Annotated in this window: 21 protein-coding genes; 15 read left to right on the top strand and 6 right to left on the bottom strand. The window is 61.4% G+C overall.

Features of this window, described 5'->3' with window-relative positions; genetic code table 11:
- Nucleotides 1-14 precede the first annotated feature (14 nt).
- Nucleotides 15-1,010, bottom strand: a complete 996-nt coding sequence (locus ABLE85_RS20380; protein ID WP_348794541.1) for an ATP-binding protein — start codon at nucleotides 1,008-1,010, stop codon at nucleotides 15-17.
- 286 nt (nucleotides 1,011-1,296) lie between these two features.
- On the opposite strand from ABLE85_RS20380, the gene ABLE85_RS20375 reads away from it, so the two are divergent.
- Nucleotides 1,297-1,866: a recombinase family protein gene (locus ABLE85_RS20375; RefSeq protein ID WP_348794540.1), complete on the top strand. Its 570-nt coding sequence runs from the start codon at nucleotides 1,297-1,299 to the stop codon at nucleotides 1,864-1,866.
- Between the two features lie 29 nt (nucleotides 1,867-1,895).
- Here the strand turns inward: ABLE85_RS20375 and ABLE85_RS20370 are convergent, their stop codons facing one another.
- Nucleotides 1,896-4,535, bottom strand: a complete 2,640-nt coding sequence (locus ABLE85_RS20370) for a DEAD/DEAH box helicase family protein (RefSeq protein WP_348794539.1) — start codon at nucleotides 4,533-4,535, stop codon at nucleotides 1,896-1,898.
- A complete protein-coding gene (locus ABLE85_RS20365) occupies nucleotides 4,535-6,016 on the bottom strand; it encodes a site-specific DNA-methyltransferase (protein WP_348794538.1) in 1,482 nt (493 codons plus the stop codon). The genes ABLE85_RS20370 and ABLE85_RS20365 overlap by 1 nt, the downstream gene beginning before the upstream one ends.
- Before the next feature lie 554 nt (nucleotides 6,017-6,570).
- Between ABLE85_RS20365 and ABLE85_RS20360 the strand changes: the two genes are divergently transcribed.
- The 3 genes from ABLE85_RS20360 (at nucleotide 6,571) to ABLE85_RS20350 (ending at nucleotide 8,550) form a co-directional block, all read left to right on the top strand.
- Nucleotides 6,571-6,885, top strand: a complete 315-nt coding sequence (locus tag ABLE85_RS20360; RefSeq protein WP_348794537.1) for a hypothetical protein — start codon at nucleotides 6,571-6,573, stop codon at nucleotides 6,883-6,885.
- Between the two features lie 142 nt (nucleotides 6,886-7,027).
- Nucleotides 7,028-8,128 carry a hypothetical protein gene (locus tag ABLE85_RS20355; protein ID WP_348794536.1) on the top strand — a complete coding sequence of 367 codons (1,101 nt, stop codon included), beginning with the start codon at nucleotides 7,028-7,030 and terminating at the stop codon, nucleotides 8,126-8,128.
- Nucleotides 8,125-8,550: a hypothetical protein gene (locus ABLE85_RS20350; protein ID WP_348794535.1), complete on the top strand. Its 426-nt coding sequence runs from the start codon at nucleotides 8,125-8,127 to the stop codon at nucleotides 8,548-8,550. Before ABLE85_RS20355 ends, ABLE85_RS20350 begins: the two co-directional genes overlap by 4 nt.
- Nucleotides 8,551-8,670: 120 nt before the next feature.
- Here the strand turns inward: ABLE85_RS20350 and ABLE85_RS20345 are convergent, their stop codons facing one another.
- From ABLE85_RS20345 to ABLE85_RS20335, 3 genes are all read right to left on the bottom strand, one after another.
- Nucleotides 8,671-10,023 carry a reverse transcriptase domain-containing protein gene (locus tag ABLE85_RS20345; RefSeq protein WP_348794534.1) on the bottom strand — a complete coding sequence of 451 codons (1,353 nt, stop codon included), beginning with the start codon at nucleotides 10,021-10,023 and terminating at the stop codon, nucleotides 8,671-8,673.
- 425 nt (nucleotides 10,024-10,448) lie between these two features.
- Nucleotides 10,449-10,946: a hypothetical protein gene (locus tag ABLE85_RS20340; RefSeq protein WP_348794533.1), complete on the bottom strand. Its 498-nt coding sequence runs from the start codon at nucleotides 10,944-10,946 to the stop codon at nucleotides 10,449-10,451.
- Nucleotides 10,947-11,179: 233 nt separating this feature from the next.
- Nucleotides 11,180-12,223 carry an AraC family transcriptional regulator gene (locus ABLE85_RS20335; protein ID WP_348794532.1) on the bottom strand — a complete coding sequence of 348 codons (1,044 nt, stop codon included), beginning with the start codon at nucleotides 12,221-12,223 and terminating at the stop codon, nucleotides 11,180-11,182.
- Between the two features lie 221 nt (nucleotides 12,224-12,444).
- Between ABLE85_RS20335 and ABLE85_RS20330 the strand changes: the two genes are divergently transcribed.
- From ABLE85_RS20330 to ABLE85_RS20280, 11 genes are all read left to right on the top strand, one after another.
- Nucleotides 12,445-13,575, top strand: coding sequence for a PotD/PotF family extracellular solute-binding protein (locus ABLE85_RS20330; protein WP_348794531.1), 1,131 nt, complete (start codon nucleotides 12,445-12,447; stop codon nucleotides 13,573-13,575).
- A gap of 80 nt (nucleotides 13,576-13,655) precedes the next feature.
- A complete protein-coding gene (locus ABLE85_RS20325; RefSeq protein WP_348794530.1) occupies nucleotides 13,656-14,747 on the top strand; it encodes an ABC transporter ATP-binding protein in 1,092 nt (363 codons plus the stop codon).
- Nucleotides 14,744-15,601, top strand: a complete 858-nt coding sequence (locus tag ABLE85_RS20320) for an ABC transporter permease (protein ID WP_348794529.1) — start codon at nucleotides 14,744-14,746, stop codon at nucleotides 15,599-15,601. Before ABLE85_RS20325 ends, ABLE85_RS20320 begins: the two co-directional genes overlap by 4 nt.
- Complete coding sequence (locus ABLE85_RS20315; RefSeq protein ID WP_348794528.1) at nucleotides 15,598-16,410, top strand: ABC transporter permease; 813 nt, start codon at nucleotides 15,598-15,600, stop codon at nucleotides 16,408-16,410. The genes ABLE85_RS20320 and ABLE85_RS20315 overlap by 4 nt, the downstream gene beginning before the upstream one ends.
- Before the next feature lie 17 nt (nucleotides 16,411-16,427).
- A complete protein-coding gene (fabG, locus tag ABLE85_RS20310; RefSeq protein WP_348794527.1) occupies nucleotides 16,428-17,207 on the top strand; it encodes a 3-oxoacyl-ACP reductase FabG in 780 nt (259 codons plus the stop codon).
- Between the two features lie 24 nt (nucleotides 17,208-17,231).
- The gene (locus ABLE85_RS20305; protein WP_348794526.1) at nucleotides 17,232-18,233 is read left to right on the top strand and encodes a phosphotransferase; all 1,002 of its coding nucleotides are present in this window, start codon (nucleotides 17,232-17,234) and stop codon (nucleotides 18,231-18,233) included.
- Between the two features lie 113 nt (nucleotides 18,234-18,346).
- Entirely contained in the window at nucleotides 18,347-19,618 is a 1,272-nt protein-coding gene (locus ABLE85_RS20300) for an aminotransferase class III-fold pyridoxal phosphate-dependent enzyme (RefSeq protein ID WP_348794525.1), read from the top strand.
- A complete protein-coding gene (locus ABLE85_RS20295) occupies nucleotides 19,618-21,210 on the top strand; it encodes an aldehyde dehydrogenase family protein (protein WP_348794524.1) in 1,593 nt (530 codons plus the stop codon). The genes ABLE85_RS20300 and ABLE85_RS20295 overlap by 1 nt, the downstream gene beginning before the upstream one ends.
- Before the next feature lie 4 nt (nucleotides 21,211-21,214).
- The gene (locus ABLE85_RS20290) at nucleotides 21,215-21,826 is read left to right on the top strand and encodes a BMC domain-containing protein (RefSeq protein ID WP_348794523.1); all 612 of its coding nucleotides are present in this window, start codon (nucleotides 21,215-21,217) and stop codon (nucleotides 21,824-21,826) included.
- 11 nt (nucleotides 21,827-21,837) lie between these two features.
- On the top strand, nucleotides 21,838-22,287 hold the full coding sequence (locus tag ABLE85_RS20285) for a hypothetical protein (RefSeq protein ID WP_348794522.1): 450 nt from the start codon (nucleotides 21,838-21,840) through the stop codon (nucleotides 22,285-22,287).
- Nucleotides 22,284-22,529: a EutN/CcmL family microcompartment protein gene (locus tag ABLE85_RS20280; RefSeq protein ID WP_348794521.1), complete on the top strand. Its 246-nt coding sequence runs from the start codon at nucleotides 22,284-22,286 to the stop codon at nucleotides 22,527-22,529. The genes ABLE85_RS20285 and ABLE85_RS20280 overlap by 4 nt, the downstream gene beginning before the upstream one ends.
- Nucleotides 22,530-22,538 lie beyond the last annotated feature (9 nt).

Genomic DNA, 22,538 nt, shown 5'->3' with positions numbered 1-22,538 from the left:
CCCCCTCCCTCAGCTTAGGGCGTGTCATCACCCCGGATTTTTGTGCGGATGGCAATCCGCCGTTTCTCATCTCTCACTGCTGACGCAAAGGCTTGACGACCTAAGGTTGAGTTTCCGTGCACGATTTCTCGCTTTATTGCTGCGAGGCAAATGCGTTCGACTTCGGCGAACGACATGCCCGCCAAATCGTCTATGAAATCGCTGAAGTCGACTTCTGCCGTGAAGTTTTTTGTCTTCGCCCTAATCAGCCGCAGGATTTGAGTTCGCGTGGGATATTTGAAAAGTACGACTTCGTCGAAGCGTCTCCAAGCCGCTGCGTCGATTGATGATTGAAGATTGGTCGCGGCTATCAGCAATCCGCGTCCTTTGAAGTCCTCAATCAGCGTGAGAAGGCTATTCACAACTCGGCGAATTTCGCTGTGCTCATTGCCGTCCATTCTAGTTCGAGCCAACGCATCGAACTCATCCAGAAATAGCACGCTGCGCACGCTAGCCGCCACATCGAATAGTTGCCGCAAGTTGCTGGCAGTTTCCCCGAGAAAGGTGGTAATAATCCCGTCGAGCCGTGCCACCAAAAGCGGCAACTTGAGTTCGTACGCTAGTACTTCCGCACACAGCGTCTTGCCACACCCGGGCGGGCCGCAAAACAGCAGCTTGGATCTCGGTTTAAGACCAAACCTGCGAAGGTCATCGCCTCTCCGGAATTCCTCAGCAATCTCCGAAAGGAGCCTGTAATTCTCAGCGTCGAGGACGATGTCAGATGCGTGATGCTGAGGCTCAACAAAGTGGAATAGCTCGCTCCCATTGCTGTTTCTACGCCGCAGACTGGCAAGCTGAGGCTGCGCGGGTTCCTTCTGAGGCGCTGCCTTGGGTTCTTTCTGAGGCGGCCGCTTCTTCTGGGGAATTGAGCTAATTGGGAGTTCCTCTTCGAGCGAAGCGAAGGCGCTTGTATTTCTGCCATTCTCGCTTAGTCGGCTGGCAAAGGCAAAACCCCGAAGGTCTGGCTTCATCTGTTGCTTCCAATGGCCCACCAGCCGCGCCGAGTGGGATCCGGCGTACTACCTCGTACCGTACATAGCATTGCCCCTCACAAAATACATTGGGGCGTAGGAGCTTAGTACGGGAGTGCCCGCTGGGGCAAAGGGTGCGCTGGTCCTCCACAGGAATATCTCTCAAGGGCTTGCCCCAGCGAGACATTGGCTATGCACTTAAGCGGCGTCTCAAATAAGTTATCGCTTGAGTTTTGATACAGTTCCCGGATTGTCTCTAGACTGATGTGAGACACAGGGGGCCGGAATGCTCGTCGGATATGCCAGAACCTCGACTGCCGAACAGGCCGCCGGGCTGGAGGCGCAGAAGCGCGATCTTGCCGGCGCAACAGGTTGCACGAAGATTTTCGCCGAGCAGGTCTCTTCGGTCGGCGAGCGTCGGCAACTGAAAGCGGCGCTCGACTTCGTCCGAGAAGGAGACGTGCTATTGGTGACCCGGCTCGACCGCTTGGCACGCTCGACATCGCATCTCCTCTCCATCGTCGAAGAATTGGAGCGAAAGGGCGTTGCGCTGCGCATTCTCGATTTTGGCGGCGGGGAAGTCGACACGCGGTCGCCGTCCGGTCGAATGTTGCTCACGGTATTCGCCGCCATGGCACAGTTCGAACGGGAAGTCATGCTGCAGCGGCAGCGCGAGGGCATTGCGGTGGCCAAGGCGGCAGGCAAATACAAGGGCCGAAAGCCAACGGCTCGCGCCAAAGAGCAATCCGTTGTCGATCTGAAAGCCGCAGGTATCGGAGCCAGCGGCATCGCGCGGCAACTCGGGATCGGTCGGGCCTCGGTCTATCGCATACTGGCGTCTTTTTCGAATGGTTGACCTCTTTCGTCACCATCTGCCGCGCGTGCCTACCGGATTTTGTTCAGCATCTGCTGCCGCACGTCTTGTCCTTCCACCTGTTTCTCGGCCATGAGGAACAGACCCTTGCCGCCGCTGGCCTTCTCCCACAGCGCCCCGATGGCGCGTTTCTCGTCAGTGTCCGCAGCATCGGTCAGATGCGCACCCTTGTATTCGACCCCGAGGATGCGGCCATCGGTCAGTTCCGCTACGAAGTCCGGGTAGAACCTGCCCGAGGCAGTAGGCAGCCAGAACGCATCCGGGTGCCTCGGAACGTTCCTGATCCAGTGCTTTACCTCGGTCAGGCTGTCGAGCAGCTTCGCGCAGGCCAGTTCCTCCCCATCGTCCGCACCATCGAATGCCGCCACCCGGTCCCAGCCGGTAAAGTGTTTCGAGAACCGATAGGAGCCGCGATAGGTGCGGACCCCGGCGAACATGTCGTCGGCGAACAAGAAGCCGTTGTCGAAGGAGATTTCGGGCTTCGCCTCCGACGCGAACAGCGAGCGTTGATAGACGCCCTCGCGCTCTTTGGTGCGAATGTCGGCGATACGCTCCTTGACCTTGCGGGCCAGCGGATACTTGCACTGCATCAGCGCCGACATCGGGATGTTACGCGGGCCGGTGAGGTAGTTCACGAGGTCGGTCAGCCAGCGGACGAGCTCCCCTTGTCCGATGAACTTATCCCGCACCTGACGGTCGAGGAACAGCACGAGCGTCTGCTCGCTCCACCCTTCGACCGGGATGTCGAGCAGAAGCTGGGCGCTCTGGTCGGCGTGCTTCACGAACAGCCGCTGCTGGTCGATGTCGATCTCGAACGTGTGCGCCGTCGCCTGTATCGCGAAGTCCTTGGCCTCCAGCTTTGGCGAATGGTCGGCAAGCGACCAGTCGTGATACTCCATGAGGATGTCGGTGTCGGCGAGTTCAAGCTCGCCCTGCACCCACGCCATCAGCGCAGGAACGGTGAAGGTCTCACCCCGCTCCGCAGGCGAGGCTTGGTGCAGATGTTCGGCCTCATAGCTGGCGACCTGTTCGGAGAAGCTGCCGACTTCCGTATCGGGCAGGGCCGCGATCAGCTTCTCTTTCTCGGCGGGGCTGAGGAAGCCGGTGATCTTCACCACGGGTTTGCCGTCCCCGCCGGCAGTGACGCGAACCTTGGACGGCGCGACAGCCTCCAGTTCCTTTACGGCAGCAGCGTCGGCGTCGAGCGATACGGTGACGCTCGGCTGCGGACGGCGAGCATGGCCGAACAGACCTTCGCTCAGGTCAAGCTGCTCGGGGATGATATTGTCCTCGGCCTCGCCTTCCTCGAAGCCCATGGCGACGAGCCGGTCTTTCAGAGCATAGGCGGCTTCCGAGAACGATTTCGAGGTCAGGTTGGCATAAGCGCGGTTGAGCGACTGGACCGACCGCCGCTTGGCGTAAGGCATCCGCAGCACGCGCCCCAGTAGCTGCTCGGCATCGGTTGCGCTGTAAATGTTCGCGACAGAGCAGAAAACATAGGCGAAAGAGCAGTCCCAGCCCTCCTTCAGTGCCTCGACCGTGATGATGAAATCAATTTCACATGCCGGATCGAACAGATTGATGCCGTCGAGGTCGCGCTGGTCACCGGTGGCAACGGCGATGCGGTGCTTCTCGATGCCTTCCACGTCGATCAGGTGTTGCTTGAGCACGGCGACGGTGACTTCCTCATCCTTGTTCTGGGCCTGAAACAGGACGATGGGCCGGATGTAGTCGCGCTCCCGGCTCGCATCCTCGGCAAGCTCGGCGCGTTTCGAGATCGCCCCGGTCACGGCGGCCTGCCACGTCTGATGCTCGGCGAGCATGACCGGCAGCTTGATCATTTCCTCGTCTTTAAGTTCCTGAGCCGACACCGAGTGCAGGATGTTCGAGTTGGTGCGCGGGGTCGCCGTGAACTCGATGATGGCGGTCGGGTTTACGCGGCTCTGCATTTCGCGGGATAGGCCCGTGACAGCCTTATGCGCCTCGTCAACGATCATCAGCGGGCGGTGCAGGTGCATCAGGTTCGCGAATGAGAACTTGATTGTGCCCGCGCCCCTGCCGGCTTCGATGATCTCCAGCCCCGGCATCTTGTCAGGCACGCCTGTGAAATGTGGCTCCAGCATCTCGTGGTGCGAATAGACCTTGCGGCCCTCGGTGTCCTTGACGCGCAGTGTTTGGATTGTGGCGACGACGACGCAGCAATTCGAGCGCAGGTCATGCGGCAGGAGTTGGGTGAAATCGCCGATGTCGAAGACGCGGACGCGACCGGAGAAAGCATCGTCCAGCGCGGCGCGATAGGGATGGCGCGGGTTCTTGAGCGCGTCCACGGTCTGTTTGCGGATCGTGGTCGTGGGGACCAGCCACAGCACCAGCGGATAGTCGCGTTCGATCCATGTCTCCTTGGCGATATTGACGGCGTGGGCAGCGAGCACGGTCTTGCCGCCGCCGGTCGGCAGCCGCAGGCAGACATAGGGTGTCTCGTCCAGACCGTTCAGAGCCTTGTAGGAGCCTGCGAAGCCTTTCAGCCGCCTCGCCATTTCCGGTTCGTTGACGATGGCCTCATAAGCAGCGCCGGGGCCTTCCACGCGGGCCTTTTCGAGGAACCGTCGCAGAGTGCCTAGCGTCTGGGCCTGATAAGTCTTGAGTTGCATCACGCCCGCGCCTTTACGTCATAGGGGGTCTGCTTGAAGGTGATCTGCTCGTGCAGCAGCGAAGCATCAGACAGCGCGGAGCGTTCGCCATAGACCGTGACGGGACCAGCGAAGCCCTCGGGCAGCGCGTCTCGGATCGCGGCCAGCGTCTTCCTCGTCAGCACGTTGCCGCCGCTGGCCGACTTGTCGCCCAAGATGCCGTTGTAGAGCAGCCCATAGGCACGGCCATCATGAAGCCCGAGCACTGGAGATAGCGGATAAGGCTTCGACCATGGGGACCGGACTTCCGAAAACCACACGTGAGCCGCGAGCACCGGGAACTCGATGTCGGGTCGTATTTGACCAGTCTCGTCAAATACCGATGCGCCGAGACGATAGAAGCGGAAGCCGCCGCCGCCTTTCCAGTTTGCCGCCTCGGAGATGCCGCCCTGCTCACCATCCACGACTTTCTGCAAACGCGGCTGGCAATGGGTCTCGGCATGGTCGCCCATTTCGATGCCGATGTAACGGCGGCCCATTTTCTGAGCTACGGCGGCAGTCGTGCCCGAGCCGAGGAAGCTATCGAGAACAAGGTCGCCGGGATTGGTGGCGATGGTCAGCACCCTCTGGAGCAGGCGCTCGGGCTTTGGGGTGCTGAAAACGTCGTTAGCATCCAATGCTACGACTTCTTTCTTCGCCTCTTGAGTGTGGCCGACTTCTGCGTGCTGCCAGATGGTTTGTGGAACCCGACCGCCCTTCACTTCGGATAGAAACCGCTTCAATCGAGGCACGCCGTTTCCATCTTTACCCCACCAGATGCGATTGTCCGCGTCTAGTTCAGCTAGCTTCTCCTTCGAGAAGCGCCAATACATGCCGGGCGGGGGGCCAGCGATCACGCGCCCCGCCGGATTGGTGATAGGGTAGGTCCCCGCTCCATAGAAATTTCGAGCAGAGAAGTCGCCGGAGGTCCAAGGTCCGCGAGGATCGTTATCCGGGTTCTTATACATGGCGTCCTGCTTTTCGGATCGCGGAAGCTCATTTGGACGCCAGACGTCTTTGTTGCGCGAAAAGACCGAAACATAATCATGATCTTCAGAGAAATGCTGCGCCGAGTTCTTCACTGAAAACATCTTATGCCAGATCACCGTGGTGATGAAATTCCTCCGCCCGAACACCTCGTCCATCAGGACCTTGAGATAGTGGCCCTCGTTGTCGTCAATGCTGACCCAGATGGAACCGTCCTCCGACAACAACTCACGCAACAGTTCGAGGCGGGGCCACATCATCGCCAGCCACTGCGAGTGCTCCAAATTGTCGTCGTAGTGCTCGAACGCAGACTTCGTATTGTAGGGCGGGTCGATGAAGATGCACTTCACCTGACCGGCATAGAACGGCAGCAGTGCCTTCAAAGCATCGAGGTTGTCGCCCTGAATTAGCATGTCACCGGTGTTGCGGTCGCCATAGCCGAGGTCAGGGACTTCCTCAAGCAGTCGGTAGGGCACCGTTCCGGCAGCCCTAATGTCATCGTCCCTCGTCAACCATCGCAGTGTCGGCATTCGTTACCATCGCCCATCAGCTCTCAAGTGTTTGAGACAAGTATCTGATTTGGCGTTGAAGACCAAGTTTTGCTCAACCGGTCTTGGCAGTTGTCGCGAGCCAAGCGATTGACAGAGGTGTGGCACACCCGCCAAAACGATGTTGGCGTTGTAACGTGCAGCGCTGGGGCGTAGCAACCTCGGATAGTCCGGTTTGGTGTCCACCGGAAGGACGCCAGCCTTGACCTGTATGGTCGGGGTGCCTGTGGCGTATGCAACAGGCTCTCCGAGCTAAAGGCCATGGGGCCGAGACTATCCGGTTGCTAACACCCCGATCACCAAGATCAAGGGCACGCTGCGGGGACGGACCGACAGCACAGCCCACCGGGGGAAATCGCGTGATAAACGATCATGAAGCTGGGGCGGCTCAGCGATGCGTTGATGCAGATGCCGCGACCTCATGCAAACTTTCGAGACGAAAAAACGCTCTCCGTAATGTCGTCGTAGGCATTACGGCCAGTATGATAACGCCGGCCTTTGCTCAGTATGCGCCGACCACGCCGGGCGTTACGCGAGGAGGACAGGCGCTCTTCGGTTCGGTTACCGACAAGCAACTGCTCAACACGCTCGTGATGGGCGAATATCTGCTGATAGTCTGTAAAGGGGTGCCGCTGCCCAGAATGACGGCGCAAGTCGTCGTGCTGCGGGACGAAATCATCCGGCGATATGGCATAGCGGCCAAAGATGTTGTCGCTCCGGCCGTCGAACAGATGCTGGCGCAGAACCCGAATGTCAACAGGGCGGCATGTGTCGATAGCCCAGACGTGAGCTTCTGATGGTTGCCTTTGCGCGGCTTCATCTATGCGATGAACGCAGCACGCACACACGCGACCCTTATCTCACCAATGTTTTGGGGGAGGGTTTTCCAACGCAGTCGAAGTCAGGGAGGGCCTCTCGTATGGGGGTGGCTTGCCCGCAATGACCGAGACGCTGTTTGCGCATCTTGCCACGCGGTTCGCGCCGTCCCCCGAGAATATCGCCATCGAGGCGCTGGGCTTTATCCTGTCGCGCTCGCCTGCGGCCCGAGTGGCGTTCAGGGCGCTTGCCGGGGCCGGCGGGGTGGCGATGCCCGCCGACCTCTCCTTCGCCACGCAGGCGGCCGCAGATGACCAAGCCCGACCCGATATCGAGGGCTGTGGTGCAGACCTCAAGCGGCACTGTGTCGTGGAGTGTAAATTTTGGGCAGGTTTGACCGCCAATCAGCCGCTGACCTATGCCGCGCGGCTGTCCCCGGACCAACCCGGAGCGCTGGTCTTCGTGGTCCCGTCCGCCCGGATGACGGCGCTGTGGTCGGAACTGACCAAGCGCCTGAAAAGCGGCGGCCATGATCTTGGCCAGCGGCGCGAGGCGCAAGCCGAGCTTTGGCATGCGTCGTTCGGGCCGGGCCATTCCTTTGTTCTGACGAGCTGGCGGGCTGTGTTGTCTGCCATCCTGCGCGAGATGGAGATTGCGCGCGAGACCGAGCGGCTGGACGATGTGCGCCAGCTCGTCGGTCTGTGCGAGCGTATGGACACGGAAGCCTTCATTCCCTTCCGCAGCGAGGAACTGACCGCCGCCGACATTCCGCAGCGCTACATGCAGCTTGGCCAAATCGCCTACGATGTCGGCGAGGCGCTGATCGGCGACGGCATCTGCGATACGAAGCGGCTCACGGCTGCCGGCGGTCTCGGTTATTACGGCCGCTATCTACGTTCCGGCGACATCGTGTTCTTTCTCGCTTTCGACTGCGCGGCTTGGGCCACACACAGGCTGTCGCCGCTCTGGCTGCGGTTCGATAACTTCGCGCCACCCTATGTGCTGGACGCGCTCCGGCGCGGAACGGTGCTCCCCGGCCAGACCACGGCTATGGTCGAGAAGGACCGCCGCGTGCTCATTCCGATCAGTGTTGGCGCCGGGTTGGAGCGCCCCGAGATCATTAGCATGTGTGCCGATCAGGTTGCCGGCATTCTGACACGCCTCGGTGCACAAGTTGCACCGCTGGCAGTCGAGGCCGATCCCTTAGCAACGGGGCCGCAATGAAAGGCCTCCGCAAATGGCCGTGGGGCGCGCTTCCGGTCTATAACGGCTTCACGCATGAAGAACGCGTGCGCGGCTGGCAGCTAGTCATGTTCTTGATCGACAATAGGCTGATGGCGAAGCCGACTGTCTGTTGCATCTCCGGCCGGACGGATCGCGTGCAATTGCATTCGGAGAGTTACTATCATTGGCATCCGCACGCGCTGACACAGTCGATCCACCTCGCATTGCATCAGCGCTTCCGCAGCCCCGACCGCTGGCGTGCCATTGTCGCCCAATACGCCGTCACTGGTGACGAATGGTTTGCTCGGCTCTCCCTGACCCCGGTCGACCTCGCCGGGCAGCTACGCGCCAAATACGGGCTGCAGATCACCGACGTATTCGGCACGGCGTCGCAGAGCTATGGCGTCCACATTCCGCGATAGAGGCGGAAAACTGGGTGTCTGCAAGTGCTCGTATCAACGGATTAGAGCATTTAGTTGCAGTTGCAACTTGTTGCATCTGCGTCAATTTCGCTCGGAAAATACCTTTCTCCACGTCGGGGGCTAAGACAACCGGTGTGATTGAATGCGTGCGCGTCTTTGGGTGATGAGACCTGCCAAATCGTCTCGCGAAGTGGCGCTTCCCAGCGGTGGTTCGGGGAGAAGTTCATCCAGAGGACTTGCTGAGCCGAGCGCGCGCCAGTGTCGTTCGATTTCTCCGACGAGAACGCTCCTTTCAACTCTCCCGGAAAGATAGGCTTGCTTAGCTTTGAGTTGAGCGAGCAATCGCAATCGATGTTCGGCTCCTCGCATCCAACGCGGATATGTTCGACCCCACTTCTCCACACGACGAATTTGTGTGCGGAGGAGGTCACTCGGCGTGGAAGGCTCCTCAATCAATTCGAAGATTTGATTAAGAACAAAGTAGTTTGGGGGCCAGTCAATGCCGGTCTCGCCCGCTTTGTGATAAACCTCGCCCTCCCGCCCAAGAAAGCGCACGGTTTCAATCCGTGCATCGTAGATTTCGCCGTAAGGGGCCTTCAACGTCAGAGACCCTGCCGAACGCGCTTCTAATTCCGCAGCAAGGGCCGTCGTCGCCTGCTCCACCCCGTCCTTTGTCTCGCTTAGAAGCATAATGTTGTCGGCGTAGGTGATGACGCGGACGCCCGTAGGCAATTCGCGTATCACGTCGGCAACAAGCCTCTCGGCGGCGATGGGTGAACAGGCCGAACCTTGCGGCAATCCGCGCAAGCCTCTGACGGGAAGTGGGCCATCAGCGTCTACTCCATGTAGAAAGAGATCAGGACCTTCTAGGGGCACGGCATCGCCCATCCAGACCGTATTTTCTACAACCGCTCTTGGGAGTGGATGGAGCACACTTACAAGGTGCCCAAGCTGGACGCTCGGATAGAAATCCCGAATATCGAGTTCTCTGCCGAATACGAAGCCATCCCGGACACCTTGCTCAACAGCATCAAGTGCTGCCGGCACCCCTCCGTCAACCGTGAACTGGTTGGGGAAGGGAGCGTGGATCGCCTTGATTGCTTCCGCGACTAATAACTGTCGGGCGCGTGATCTAGGACGAAAACTGAAAATCCTTCGACTGCGAGAACCGCGTCTAATGACGCAGGTTTCCACAGGCTCACAAAGCGGGGCGTAAACATTTAACTCGGTTGCGATCCGGCTGATCTCCCTCGGCTCGTAGGATGCAAGCCGCTCCGCCCTACGAACGCCCTCGAAGGCAAAATGGAGCCGGGTCGAGAAATCTTCGAGAAGTAGTCGTCGCAGGAGTATACGACGACGATCACGGGATGATGCCTGTCTAACGGCATGTGAGACCTCTTCCATTCGTCGCTTTGCAAGCTTCGCTTCAATTGCAAAGTCAGGATAGCGGGCTGCGAACTCGAAGTAGTCCATCGGTTCCTATGATCGCACTGTTCGTGCAACCTGTAGCATCAAACTCGCCTCGTCTCCAATGTCCTTTCAGCGCCTTGATTTGCTACGCAAAGCTGCTACCGTCCCCACGCTGAGCAACGGAGAAAAGGCCGGAGTTCTGCGGTTTTTGGTGTTTCGCCGGCTCCCCCGCTTGGCTCCACCAAACAGTCTTCGCCAAAACAGACTGTTTTTTCATTCCGAGAATAGTCTCGCCATTTCTGCGGCTTAGTGGCCGGTTTTGGTCGGGGCGCGGTCCTGAGGTCGAGTTTTCGGCTGGAATTGGGCTGATACGGCCGGTCGGTGCCCACTGGTTTAGGGGTTCGATGGTTGCTGCATCGCCATGATACAGGCTGCATCGCGAATCATGCGCGCCGGCTTGCCGGGTCGTCCTTGCCGCCGCGTGGTCGTCAACAAAGACGACCGGTCCCAAGCAGGCGGCGCGGGGCATTTTCGGCGCCGCCCGGCTTGCCATCGCCAACTGATGGGACAACGCCGCCCAGAAGCTTATCGAGCAAGTGCCCCGGTCGGGCTTCGAAGCGGATGCAGCCCGGCGACAACGTGATTCGGGCAAATACTCTGGAGATCATGCCGCAGCGCTGTCTCTGCTGATCCGGGGCGTCGGCTCGGAACTGCCGGGCTGCAGCAAGCGCGGGCATCATTTGGGCTGGAGACCTTAAGGCACAGACCCAACCGCTGATGGCGGCCTCGTCAGCGGGCAGTGCGCAGAGTTCAGCGTTGACGACCGGCTCGATCTCGGATGCGGCAAGCCGCCAGCCGGTTGCGTCGTCCTTGCCCACGCCGCTCAACAACCGCCGGGAGACATAGTGGCGGTAGCGCTTGCCATGCCTCGTGGCGTGAACAGGACCAAGACGATCGCCGGTTTCGTCGCGTTTGATTTCGGCCACGAGGGAGCCGGCCGAGCGCAGGGGTCCGACACCAGCTTCCAAACGAGACCCACCTGCGAAGCGATGAAGGCCGCACAGGCTTCGCGCTGATGATGTCGCCGCAATGAGCGATGATCCGCTCATCAGCCTGCCCGCTGCGGCAAGCCGATCCGTTCCCGGCCCAAGCCGGAAAGCACGGCCAGCGCCGAAGCTACACCACTCCTTGGGACATCATCTGGCTGACTCTTAGGCGCCTACTTGCTGAACGCGCCGATGCGACGGAAGCGGTGCGGGCTCATGCCGGTCCAGTTGCGGAAGGCGCGGGAGAAGGCCGACAGTTCCGAATAGCCGAGATTTAGCGCCACGTCGGTCAAGGGCATGTCGCTGTTCTTCATGTAATGCAGCGCAAGCTCCTCACGCGCAGAGCGCAGTATGTCGTTGTAGGTGACGCCGATCTCCTTCAGCTGCCGCTGCAGGGTCGCGCTGCTCATTCCCAGGATGACCGAGATGTCCGTCATGCTGGGCGTGCGCTCGCCCAGATGCATCTTTACCTGGTTGCGCAATATCGAGACGATGTCTTGCGGGTCGCCGGCGAAATCGCGCCGCGACCGCAGCAAGGCTTCGATGATTGCAAACAGATATGGATCCGGCTCCGGCATCTTGCTGCCAAGCACGTCGCGGCGGAAGGCGAAGGCGTTGGTGCGCCTGCCGAACTGAACCGGCGCGTTGAAATAACGGGAATGGTCGCTGGCGCCATCGGGTTTGGAATGCTCGAACCTCACCTCCAGCGGCGCCCAGTTCTTCCCCAGCGCCTGCCGGAAGATGTTGCAGAACATGCCGAGCGAGAGTTCCGCATCCTGGCGGCGGTCCGCGATGCGTGGGTCGGTTATCTGGTAGCTCAGCCAGACTATGTCGCCTTCCGGAATGAAGCTGAAGGTCGACTGTCCCTGGTGGGCTGGAAAATAAGCCTCGACATTGCGAAGCGCCGCGCCGAGAGTGGGCGAAGATATCGCGGCGTATCCCAATGGCCCGAGTTCCTTGGGCTGGAACTGGGCTCCAAACTCCAGGCCGAAGTTGTCATTCCCGGTCTGTCGAGCGGCCTGCTCGAAAAGCGTACAATACTGATGCAGATTGAGTTCGTTTGTCGGACAACCCACGTCCGACATGCGGATCGATGCGCTGGCGAATATCGCTTCAGCACAGCCGCCCTTACGCTGTATCAGCTCGATCACGCCATTGGCGGCCGATGCCAGGACTTTCGGTGGCGCATGCGGGCGCGCCTCGCCCCCCTCCAGCATTGAGCGCCTCCTCCCCGAGTGCTGCAATCTGTCTTGAAGATTGGAGCCGATTATCCACCCGGTTTGAGATTTGGCAAGTCATGCCGTGCACGTTCGGCAACTTGCTTGCGGTATGTCAAATTCGGTCAAGTAGATGTCAAGCTGGTTTCTTGAGCGCCGAATATAACCCACCGTAAGGCCCGCAGAGGCTGATCAATAACGGCACGATCGGGAGGTTGCGCATGAAGCTTTCACGCAGAGCATTCAACATGGGTCTCGCCGGCATCGCCGGGGCGGCTGTGGCCGGGCGAACAGGCAGTGCGTTCGCCGCCCGCGACAACGAACTGAACATACTGTGCTGGGAGGGCTACAACACGGACAATGTTCTCGGCCCCTTCCGGGAGCTACATCCTGGCGCACGCGTGCGCGCCGAAAGCGGCACTTCGGACCCGGACATGATCAACCGTCTTCGTGCGGGTGAGATGAATGTCTGGGACGTGCTCAACGTCAATCAGCCTTGGGCCCGCCGCCTGTTTCCCGAAGGCCTCATCAAGCCGCTCAACAAGGAGCGCTTCATGGGCTATTTCGAAAAGATGAGCGGCGAGTTCGCCAAGCCGTACCCGCTGGCCTTCTCCGACACCGGGGATCTGCTCGGCATGCCGCAGCGCTACGGGCCTTTCAGCTTCGTGGTAAACACCGACAAGATCAGCCGCGAGATGGCCGAAGACCAGGGTTGGAAGCTGTTTTTCGATCCGGCCATGAAGGACCGATACGGTGTCCTGACCTATGGCGACTGGAATATCATGCATCTTTGCCTGGCCGGCGACCTCGATCCGTTCAGCGACATGGACGACGCCAAGCGGACGACGTTCAAGAGCACGGCCGAAGCGATCTTCGGCAACGCCAAGCTCCTCACCGACGATCTGGTGGCGATGACCACCGCCCTCATCAATGGCGAGATCGACGCCTATTTCACCGGCGGCACCTATACCGCCTCGCCAGCTCGCTTCGACGGAAATTCCAATGTCCGCGCGATCACGCCACGCAGAGGGCCGGTTGACGGCAAGGGTGGTCTGGTCTGGGTCGAGCTGACCTCCGCGATCAACAACCCAGACCCGTCGGGGCTGGCCGAGGATTTCCTGGACTTCGTGCAGCAGCCCGACATTGCAAAGACAGTCAGCTTTGCCGAAGGCACATACAACCCGGTCACCCAGATGGGCGACCCGGCAGTTTTCGCCAAATACACGCCCGAGGAGCTCGATGCGATCCAGTGGGACAGCATCGACGAAGAGCTGTCCCGTTCGCTCCAGTACAATGTCATCAAGGACTACAACGCCTTGAACGCCATCTACACCGCAGCAAAGCGCCGCTGATCCATCACGGGCTGCCTCAGGCGGAGGCCGAGGCAGCCCGCAATGCGGTGACCCTAGTAGACCAGCTTCAAGGTAGACCGATGCCGGGCAATCCCATCCTGCGGCTCGAAAACATAGTCAAGCGTTTCGGCGGGCTGACCGTCCTGCGCGACATCAGCCTTGATATCGCCGACGGAGAGTTTCTGACCATCGTCGGTCCGTCGGGAAGTGGAAAGACCACGCTGATCCGTTTGCTGGTGGGCATGGACGAGCCGACGTCCGGCGCGATCTGGCTGCGCGACAGGCGCATCGAGCGCCTGCCGGCGAACAAGCGGCCGACCTGCATGGTCTTCCAGTCGCTGGCTCTGTTTCCGCACCGTAGCATCGGCCAGAACATCGAGTTCCCGCTCAAGATCCGCGGCGTGCCTGCCGCCGAGCGCAAGAAGCGGGCGCTCGAGCTGATGGAACTCCTGCGCCTGCGAGAGGACTACTACGGCAAGGGAGTGACGCAGATCTCCGGCGGCGAAAGGCAGCGCGTGGCGCTGGCGCGGGCGCTGGCGTTCGATCCGGAAATCCTGTTCTTCGACGAGCCCTTGTCCGCGCTGGACTACCGTCTGCGCAAGACGCTCGAGAAGGAGCTGAAGGACCTTCACACGCGCACCGGCAAGACCTTCGTCTACATCACCCATTCCCTGGAAGAGGCGATGGTGATGTCGGATCGCATCGCCATCATGCGGGCCGGGCGCTTCGAGCAGATCGCGGTGGCCGACGAGATCTATGCGCGCCCAACGAGCCGTTTCGTCGCGGAATTCATGGGCGAGGTCAATCTGTTCGACGTTGAAGTCGACAGAGACGGCAGCCTGAGCGGCGACGGAATTGCGATCAACCTTCCCGCGGGTTCGACGCCGGTAGCGGCGGAGCTGCTCCCTGGAGACAGCGCGACGCTGATGGTCCGGCCGGAATTCGTGCATTTCCTCGAAAAGGGCCAGGTGAGCGATTTTCAGCTGAGCGGGGTCGTCCGTGCGGAGTACCTGTTGGGCTCGCGCATGCACTACGAGGTGGAAAGGCGGGACGGCTCCCTTGTCACCGTTGAGAAGCTCCGCGAGGACCGCTTCAGGGGCAAGCCGGGCGACGAGGTGGTGCTCGGCTGGGACGTGGAACATTGCCATATCATTGGGCAAGAGCGCCAATGAACAGCCTGGACCGCAAGCTCGGAACCTTGTGCGCGCTGCCTCTGAGCCTGCTCCTTGCAGCAAGCTTCCTTGCGCCGCTTGTCGTCATCGCCGGCTTCTCGATCATGCCGCAGCGTGTCTTCGACATGGCCCATATTCCCGACTTTTCCGCCTATGCGGTGTTCTTCAAGCAGGGCTACTACAAGTCGCTGTTGTGGTCGCTTGCCATGGCATTCACGGCAACAGTGATCCTGTTCCTGCTGTGCTGGCCGCTGGCCTATGGCATGGCCAAGGTTTTCGGAAGGTTCACGCTCTTCCTGACCATAGCGGTCGCAGTCACCTTGTTCGTCTCGGAAAACATCCGGCTGTTTGGCTGGGTCGTTACCCTCATGAAGGGCGGTCTAGTCGACGGCTACCTGAATGAACTGACGGGCCTTCGGCTGGAAGGCGCGCTCTACAACATCCCGATCACCGTCTTCGGCCTGGTCTACGTCTATTTCCCGTTCATGCTGTTTCCGCTCACGCAAGGCATCGCCATGGTGCCGGACGACGCCCGTCAGGCGGCCGCGGATCTCGGCGCCTCTCGCTGGCGCATCCTTTGGGAGATCGATCTTCCGCTGGCCGCCCCCGGTATTCTGGTCGGCTCGTTGCTGTGCTTCGTGCTTGCGGCCGGCGCGCTGGCGGAATCCAAGCTGCTCGGCGGCCAGTCCGTCATCGTGATCGCCTCCGAGGTCGAGACGGCCTTCTCCTACGGGCAGAACTGGCCTTTGGGCTCGGCTCTGGCAATGAGCCTGATCCTCGTCATCGGCGCTCTCGCGATTGCAACCATCTCGCGCATCGATCTTGATGCCATCATGGGACGCAAGCGCTCATGAAGACGTCGCGCATCACATCGATAGTCCTGGTCTGCTACGGCCTGCTGGTAGTGGCCTTCCTCTATCTGCCGATCGTGTCGGTGGGGTTCGCCTCGGCAGCCAAGGCGCGCTATCTGTCGTTTCCGATCCAGGCCTACACGCTGCAGTGGTACGAAAGCGCCTTGGCAAGCGCTACGGTCAGCGAACTCGTCCACACCTCGCTGACGATCGCGACGATCGTGACCATGGTCTCTATGGTCTTGGGCTTTTTCGGCGGCCTGGCGTTCGCGCGTTACCAGTGGCGGTATCGCAGCCTGTTCCAGAAACTCGTTCTGCTGCCGATATTCTTCCCGCAGGCGGTGCTGGGGCTTGCCCTGCTCATCTGGTTCAACTCCCTTGGCATCGTGCCGACATGGAAAACGGCCATTGTCGCGCACCTGGTATGGATCGCGCCCATCGCCACCTTGATCGTGGCCATCCAGGCCTACAGCTTCGACCCGATGCTCGAGGAAGCCGCGCGCGATCTCGGCGCCTCCACGTGGCAGATTTTGAAAGAACTCACCATCCCGCTGCTCATGCCGGGTGTGATCAGCTCCGGCCTGTTTGCCTTCCTGCTGAGCTGGGGGAATTTCCCGCTTTCGCTGTTCACGACGGGCGCCGACTCCACATTGCCGAAATGGCTCTACGCCAAGATGGTTTCCGGCTACTCGCCGCAGGTGCCGGCGCTCGGCATGATCGCCGTTACCAGCTCAATCGTCATCGTCTTGATAGCAATGATCGTCCCGCAGCTGCTGCGCGCCTTGCGCACGGCCCGCGCGAGCAGATCCTGAACAATGGGAGGAAGAACATGCTGACGTCGATCAAAGGCAGAAGCGTCATCGTGACCGGCGGGTCGAAGGGCATCGGCCGTGGTATCGCTCGCGTCTTCGCTGCGCAGGGCGCCAAAGTCATGATCGCGGCACGGGGCAAGGAAGCCGCTGAAGCTGCCGTCGCCGAACTTCGCGCGGCCGGAGGCACGGCCGAGGCCGTTTCCTGCGACGTGGCCGACTGGGACTCGGTCCGGGCGATGGTACGAGCCACGGCGGATGCCTTCGGCGGCGTGGATATTTTGTGCGCCAATGCCGGCATCTTCCCGCAGGCCAAGATGGTCGATCTCGACCCTTCGGAATGGGACCGCGTGATGGCCACCAATCTCAAGAGCGCGTTCCTGTCGGTCAAGGCGTGCATCCCCTATTTCGAGAAAGCGGGCAAGGGGCGCGTTGTGCTCACCTCTTCGATCACCGGACCGGTGACCGGCTATCCCGGCTGGACCCACTACGCCGCCTCGAAGGCAGGCCAGCTCGGCTTTCTCAAGACCGCTTCCATGGAGCTGGCGCGCTACAACACCACCATCAATGCCGTGATGCCGGGCAACATCGTCACCGAGGGGCTGGAAGGACTTGGCCAAGCTTATCTCGACACGATGGCTGCCTCGATCCCGCTCAAGCGTCTGGGCGCGGTTGAGGACATCGGCAACGCGGCTCTGTTCTTTGCGTCTGACGAGGCCGGCTACATCACCGGTCAGCAGATCATCGTGGACGGCGGGCAGACCTTGCCGGAATCGCTCGAGGCGATCGCCGGCATCTGACCGTCATAGCTCCCTGAAACACAATTGGAGATTGCCATGTCGCAAGAGGAAACTCTTGAGCGGCTTCAGCGGCTCGTGCAGCAGTCGCTTAGCCGCTGGGACGTTCCGGCGGAAGCCTCGGCCCGCCTCATCAACGTATCCGAGAATGCAACCTATCTCGTCGAGGCGCCGGACGGATTCCGCTCCATCCTGCGGGTGCATCGCGAGAACTATCATTCGCGCAATGCCATTGCCTCGGAACTTGCATGGTCACACGCGCTGGGCCGTGGGGGTGGTGTGGAGACGCCCGGCTATTTGGTCGGCCGCGACGGAAGCCCGATCCAGACGGCGGCCGTGGAAGGCTTGCCGGCGCCTCGACATATGGTGATGTTCGCTTTCCTCCCCGGCCACGAGCCCAATCCCGATCACGATCTGGTTGCGCCATTCGCACAGCTGGGCGAGATTGCAGCGCGCGCGCATCTGCACTCGTCGTCCTGGCAGCGCCCGGCCGGTTTCGAGAGGATGACCTGGGATGAAAGTACGGTGTTTGGCTTGACCCCGACCTGGGGCGACTGGCGCGACGGCCCCGGCATAGACGCCGCCATCGGCGACCAGCTCGAACGCCTCGAAAGCACCATCCAGCGTCGCCTTGCGCGATTCGGCAAGAGTGCGGAGCGATACGGCCTGATCCATGCCGATATGCGCCTTGCCAATCTGTTGGTTCACGAAAACAAGACCCGGCTGATCGACTTCGACGATTGCGGCTTTGGCTGGTTTCTCTACGACTTCGCCACCGGCGTCTCGTTCATGGAGGACCATCCCCAGGTCCCCGCCCTCAAGCAGGCCTGGGTGGAGGGGTACCGCAAGGTACGGCCTTTGTCCGCTGAGGAGGAGGCCGAGATCGATACGTTCGTGATGTTGCGGCGCATGGCTCTGCTCGCCTGGATCGGGTCGCACCCAGAGGTCGAGATCGCCCAGGAACTGGCCCCGGTCTTCGCACAAGGCACGGCGACATTGGCGCAAGCCTATCTCGACACCCACGCCTGAGCAGGTGCTGTCAATCCGCACCCCGTTGCTGTCAAGCGGCGCGGTCGGATTGACCCTAGGACTTGCGCAACAGCTTGCAATCAAGCGCCACATTCAACCGACGAGACCATGCGATGAGCCAGGAGAAGCTGGAATTTCTCGAAAGATCTCGGGAGTTTTGGAACCCGGGCAAGACCCAGGACTGGCAGGACATGGGCGTCGATCTCGTTATCGATCGGCGCGAGGCCTACTACCTTTACGACATGGACGGACGCCGCCTGATCGACGTCCATCTCAATGGCGGTACCTATAATCTCGGCCATCGTCACCCCGAACTGGTGGAAGTGCTGAAGGCTGGCACGGCCCGCTTCGACATGGGCAATCACCATTTTCCGGCGCTGGCTCGCACGGCGCTCGCCGAAGCGCTCGCGGCCTGCGCGCCGGGTCCCGATTTCAAATATACGGCCTATGGCTCGGGTGGCGGCGAAGCCATCGATATCGCGCTCAAGACCGCGCGCCATGCCATGCAGAAGAAGAAGATCGTCTCGATCGTGAAGGCGTACCACGGCCACACGGGCCTGGCGCTCAAGACCGGCGATGATCGCTTCTCCAAGCTCTTCTTGTCGGAAGACACCGCGGGCGAGTTCGTCCAGGTACCCTTCAACGACCTCAACGCCATGGAGGACGCGCTGCGCAAGCGCGACGTGGCAGCGGTCATCATGGAAACCATCCCCGCCACCTACGGTTTTCCGATGCCGCGCGAGGGCTATCTGCCGGCGGTGAAGAAGCTGTGCGAGCGTTACGACGCACTCTACATCGCCGACGAGGTCCAGACGGGCCTGATGCGCTGTGGCGAGATGTGGGGCTGCATGCGCTATGGCGTGGTGCCGGACATCATGGTGACCGGCAAGGGCATTTCGGGCGGGATGTACCCCATTGCCTGCGTGCTGATCTCGGAGAAGTGCGGCGGCTGGCTGAAACAGGATGGGTTCGGCCACATCTCGACCATGGGCGGCGCCGAGCTCGGCTGCATCGTGGCGATGAAGACGCTTGAAATCGTCCAGCGGCCGGAAGTGCGCAGCATGGTGAATTTCATCGCCGACTTCCTGCGTGCCGGCCTTGACCGGATCATGGCGGAATATTCCGACTTCTTCATCGGCATCCGACAGCATGGCGTCGTCATGGGGCTGGAGTTCAACCACCCGCAGGGCGCCAAGCCGGTGATGAAGCACCTCTACCAGAACGGCGTATGGGCGATCTTCTCCACGCTCGATCCGCGGGTATTGCAATTCAAGCCCGGACTCCTGCTGACCCAGAACGATGCGGAAGACCTGCTCAGACGGGTCGAGATCGCCGTCGATCTGGCGCGCAAGGAAATCATGGGCGGGCGACGGGTGATCAACTGATGGAACCGCAAATCAGAACGCTCGTGGATATTGCAGGCAGCAAGGCTGATCTGCACGGCCGTGCCGACATGATGCTGGAACGGGCCCGCTGGGCCGGGCAGATATTCCAGCGCTATGACCGCAATGCAACCATGGCCATCGTGGATGCCGTCGCGAAGGCGGCTCACGCGAATGCCGGCAAATATGCCGACTGGGCGGTGGAGGAAACCGGCTTTGGCGTCGCCGCCCACAAGAAGCTGAAGAATGAGCTGGCCTCGACCGGTCTCGTCGAGTTCTACCGCAACGACGACTACGTCAATCCGCGCATCGATGCGGCAGCCAAGATGGTCAAGCTCCCGCGCCCGGCCGGCGTGGTGTTCGCACTGACGCCCTCCACCAACCCGGTCGCCACGCTCTACTACAAGGTCCTGCTGGCGCTGATGACGCGCAATGCCATCGTCATCAGCCCGCATCCCGCCGCACGCGCCTGTTGCGTGGACGCCGCCCATACGCTCATGGCTGCCGCGCGCGCGGCCGGAGCGCCCGACGCCATCATCCAGATCGTGGAAGAGCCGAACATCCCCTTGATCGAGGAGTTCATGGCCTCGCCAAAGACCTCCGTCATCCTTGCCACCGGCGGCAACGCCGTGGTGCGGGCGGCCTATTCCTCCTCGAACCCTGCGATCGGCGTGGGGCCGGGCAACGCGCCGGTCTATGTCGACCCTTCCGCCGACATCGACAAGGCCGCGAGGCGCATCGTCGACGGCAAGAGCTTCGACAATTCGGTGCTGTGCACGAACGAAAGCGTGGTGCTGACGCTGCCCGAAGTCGACAAGCAGCTGCGGCGCTCCATGCAGGCCGCCGGGGCCTATTTTTGCGAGCCGGATGAGACGGAACGGCTGCGGTCCCTGCTGTTCCATCCGCGGGGCTTCAACGTCGAGTGCGTCGGCCGCGACGCTGTGTTGATTGCCGAGGACGCAGGCATACGGGTGCCCGAGAAGACACGCATCCTGGTCACGCCGATCGACCAGATAGGCGTCGAAGAGCGCCTGTCCAAGGAAAAGCTCTGCCCGGTCCTTGCCTATCACGTCGCCAAGAACCGGACCCAGGCGCTTAGCCATGCGCGCGCCATACTGCGCATGACGGGTGCCGGACATTCGGCCGCGATCCACGCCAACGACCCTTCGGTCATCATGGCCTACGGCAACGCGGTCGAAGCCTATCGCATTGTGGTCAACTCCCCCTGCAGCCAGGGCGCGGCTGGCTTCGGCACGAACCTCGCTCCCACATTCACGGTGGGCACCGGCTATTTCGGCCGCAGCTCGATCGGCGAAAATGTCGGCCCCCAGCACCTCGTTCACTGGTCGCGCATTGCCTACAGCACCGAGGCCGACGTCAAATTCGGGAATTTCGAGAATTTGGGGCCGAACTTCGAGGGTCCCTTGCCCACCGCGCCGTCCGATGGCGTGCCCGGAAGTGCCGCGCCGCGCCGCCCGGTACCGAGTGCGGCTTTCTCAAACGGCAATGCCGCTTCACCTTTGTCCGATGCCGCGCGGGACGAGTTGCGCCGCCTGATCGCGGAAGAACTTCGCGCCGTGCTCAAGGAGCGTTGATCCCATGGCTGAGCTTCGCTCCTTCATTTTCATCGACCAGTTGCAGCCCCAGACGCTCGCCTATCTGGCGACCTGGATCAGGGGCGCGCTGCCCCGTCGCGCCATGGCGGCTCAGATCATCGAGGTCGCGCCTGGCCTCGACATCGAGGCGCTCACCGACATTGCCCTGAAGGGCGCCGACGTACGCGCCGGCATGCTCGTCGTGGAGAGGCAGTACGGCTACCTGGAATTCCACTCCCGCTCGACGGCGGAGGTGAAGGCCGCGGCGCAGGCGGTTCTGTCGGTGCTCGGTGCCGACGAGGCCGACGCCAAGCGCCCGGAGATACTCGCTTCCAAGGTCGTCACCCGCATCGATCCGCAGCACGCCTTCCTCATCAACCGCAACCGGATGGGGTCGATGATCGTCGGCGGCGAGTCCCTCTATCTGCTCGAATGCCAGCCAGCCTCCTATGCCATCCTCGCCTGCAACGAGGCGGAGAAGGCGGCCAACATCAAGCTGATCGACTACCGCATGATCGGCGCCAGCGGCCGGCTCTACCTGTCCGGCGACGAGGCCGAAATCCGCAACGCGCGCGATGCCGCAGAGGCTGCCCTGCGCGCTCACGGCGCGCGCTAGGAGCAGCCGGGATGACCGTTGACATAAGGGCCATGATCCGGGAGGTGCTGCGCGAGGAGCTTGCCGCGCGCGGCGTCGCGCGGCCGCAGAGCGCACCGCAGATCCGCGAAGAAGGCGTGACGCTTGCGTCCGACGCGGACCTGGCGGCCTTCGTGCGACGCATTCTGGCGCTTGCCAGCGACAGCCGGGCGAGAGCCGACATCGAGAACGGTCGGCACGTCTTCCGGCTGGCAGCTCCCATGATGGGGACGCAAGCCACTGTCGAAGCATATGAGCGCCCGCAACCGCGCCCCTCGCTCGCGCCCGTCAGCTTCGAGCGCGGGCTGGTAAATGAGCGCGAGATTCGCAACCTGCCCGAAGGCACGGTCGCCGTGCGCGTGGGAAAGACGGTTCGCCTGACGCCGCTCGCACAAGATGAATTGCGTCGGCGAGGCATCAAGATCGAAAGGGCTACATCATGATCCGCGGACGCGTAACCGGCCGTGTCTGGTCTTCCAAGGCGATCGAAACCCTGCCGGGCGGGGCGCTTCTGGAAGTCACCACCGAGGGCGGCGCCAGCCTCGTTGCCTTTGATCCATTGGGCTGCGCGCAGGGAGAGGCCGTGCTGGTGACGCAAGGCTCGGTGGCCGCCGCCTACTTCACCAAGATCAAGGCGCCAGTCGACGCCCTCATCATCGGTTCGATCGACGAGACCCAGGAATGACGTCGTTCG

Source organism: Mesorhizobium sp. KR1-2 (assembly GCF_040045035.1).
Taxonomy (GTDB): domain Bacteria; phylum Pseudomonadota; class Alphaproteobacteria; order Rhizobiales; family Rhizobiaceae; genus Pseudaminobacter.
Note: the sequence above shows the minus strand (reverse complement) of the source record. Positions and strands in the feature narration are given on the sequence as shown.

Coding starts and splice junctions, on each gene's coding strand:
- ABLE85_RS20380 (WP_348794541.1), bottom strand. CDS start 1,010: ATGAAGCCAGACCTTCGGGGTTTTGCCTTTGCCAGCCGACTAAGCGAG.
- ABLE85_RS20375 (WP_348794540.1), top strand. CDS start 1,297: ATGCTCGTCGGATATGCCAGAACCTCGACTGCCGAACAGGCCGCCGGG.
- ABLE85_RS20370 (WP_348794539.1), bottom strand. CDS start 4,535: ATGCAACTCAAGACTTATCAGGCCCAGACGCTAGGCACTCTGCGACGG.
- ABLE85_RS20360 (WP_348794537.1), top strand. CDS start 6,571: ATGATAACGCCGGCCTTTGCTCAGTATGCGCCGACCACGCCGGGCGTT.
- ABLE85_RS20355 (WP_348794536.1), top strand. CDS start 7,028: ATGACCGAGACGCTGTTTGCGCATCTTGCCACGCGGTTCGCGCCGTCC.
- ABLE85_RS20350 (WP_348794535.1), top strand. CDS start 8,125: ATGAAAGGCCTCCGCAAATGGCCGTGGGGCGCGCTTCCGGTCTATAAC.
- ABLE85_RS20345 (WP_348794534.1), bottom strand. CDS start 10,023: ATGGACTACTTCGAGTTCGCAGCCCGCTATCCTGACTTTGCAATTGAA.
- ABLE85_RS20335 (WP_348794532.1), bottom strand. CDS start 12,223: ATGCTGGAGGGGGGCGAGGCGCGCCCGCATGCGCCACCGAAAGTCCTG.
- ABLE85_RS20330 (WP_348794531.1), top strand. CDS start 12,445: ATGAAGCTTTCACGCAGAGCATTCAACATGGGTCTCGCCGGCATCGCC.
- ABLE85_RS20325 (WP_348794530.1), top strand. CDS start 13,656: ATGCCGGGCAATCCCATCCTGCGGCTCGAAAACATAGTCAAGCGTTTC.
- ABLE85_RS20320 (WP_348794529.1), top strand. CDS start 14,744: ATGAACAGCCTGGACCGCAAGCTCGGAACCTTGTGCGCGCTGCCTCTG.
- ABLE85_RS20315 (WP_348794528.1), top strand. CDS start 15,598: ATGAAGACGTCGCGCATCACATCGATAGTCCTGGTCTGCTACGGCCTG.
- fabG (WP_348794527.1), top strand. CDS start 16,428: ATGCTGACGTCGATCAAAGGCAGAAGCGTCATCGTGACCGGCGGGTCG.
- ABLE85_RS20300 (WP_348794525.1), top strand. CDS start 18,347: ATGAGCCAGGAGAAGCTGGAATTTCTCGAAAGATCTCGGGAGTTTTGG.
- ABLE85_RS20295 (WP_348794524.1), top strand. CDS start 19,618: ATGGAACCGCAAATCAGAACGCTCGTGGATATTGCAGGCAGCAAGGCT.
- ABLE85_RS20290 (WP_348794523.1), top strand. CDS start 21,215: ATGGCTGAGCTTCGCTCCTTCATTTTCATCGACCAGTTGCAGCCCCAG.
- ABLE85_RS20285 (WP_348794522.1), top strand. CDS start 21,838: ATGACCGTTGACATAAGGGCCATGATCCGGGAGGTGCTGCGCGAGGAG.
- ABLE85_RS20280 (WP_348794521.1), top strand. CDS start 22,284: ATGATCCGCGGACGCGTAACCGGCCGTGTCTGGTCTTCCAAGGCGATC.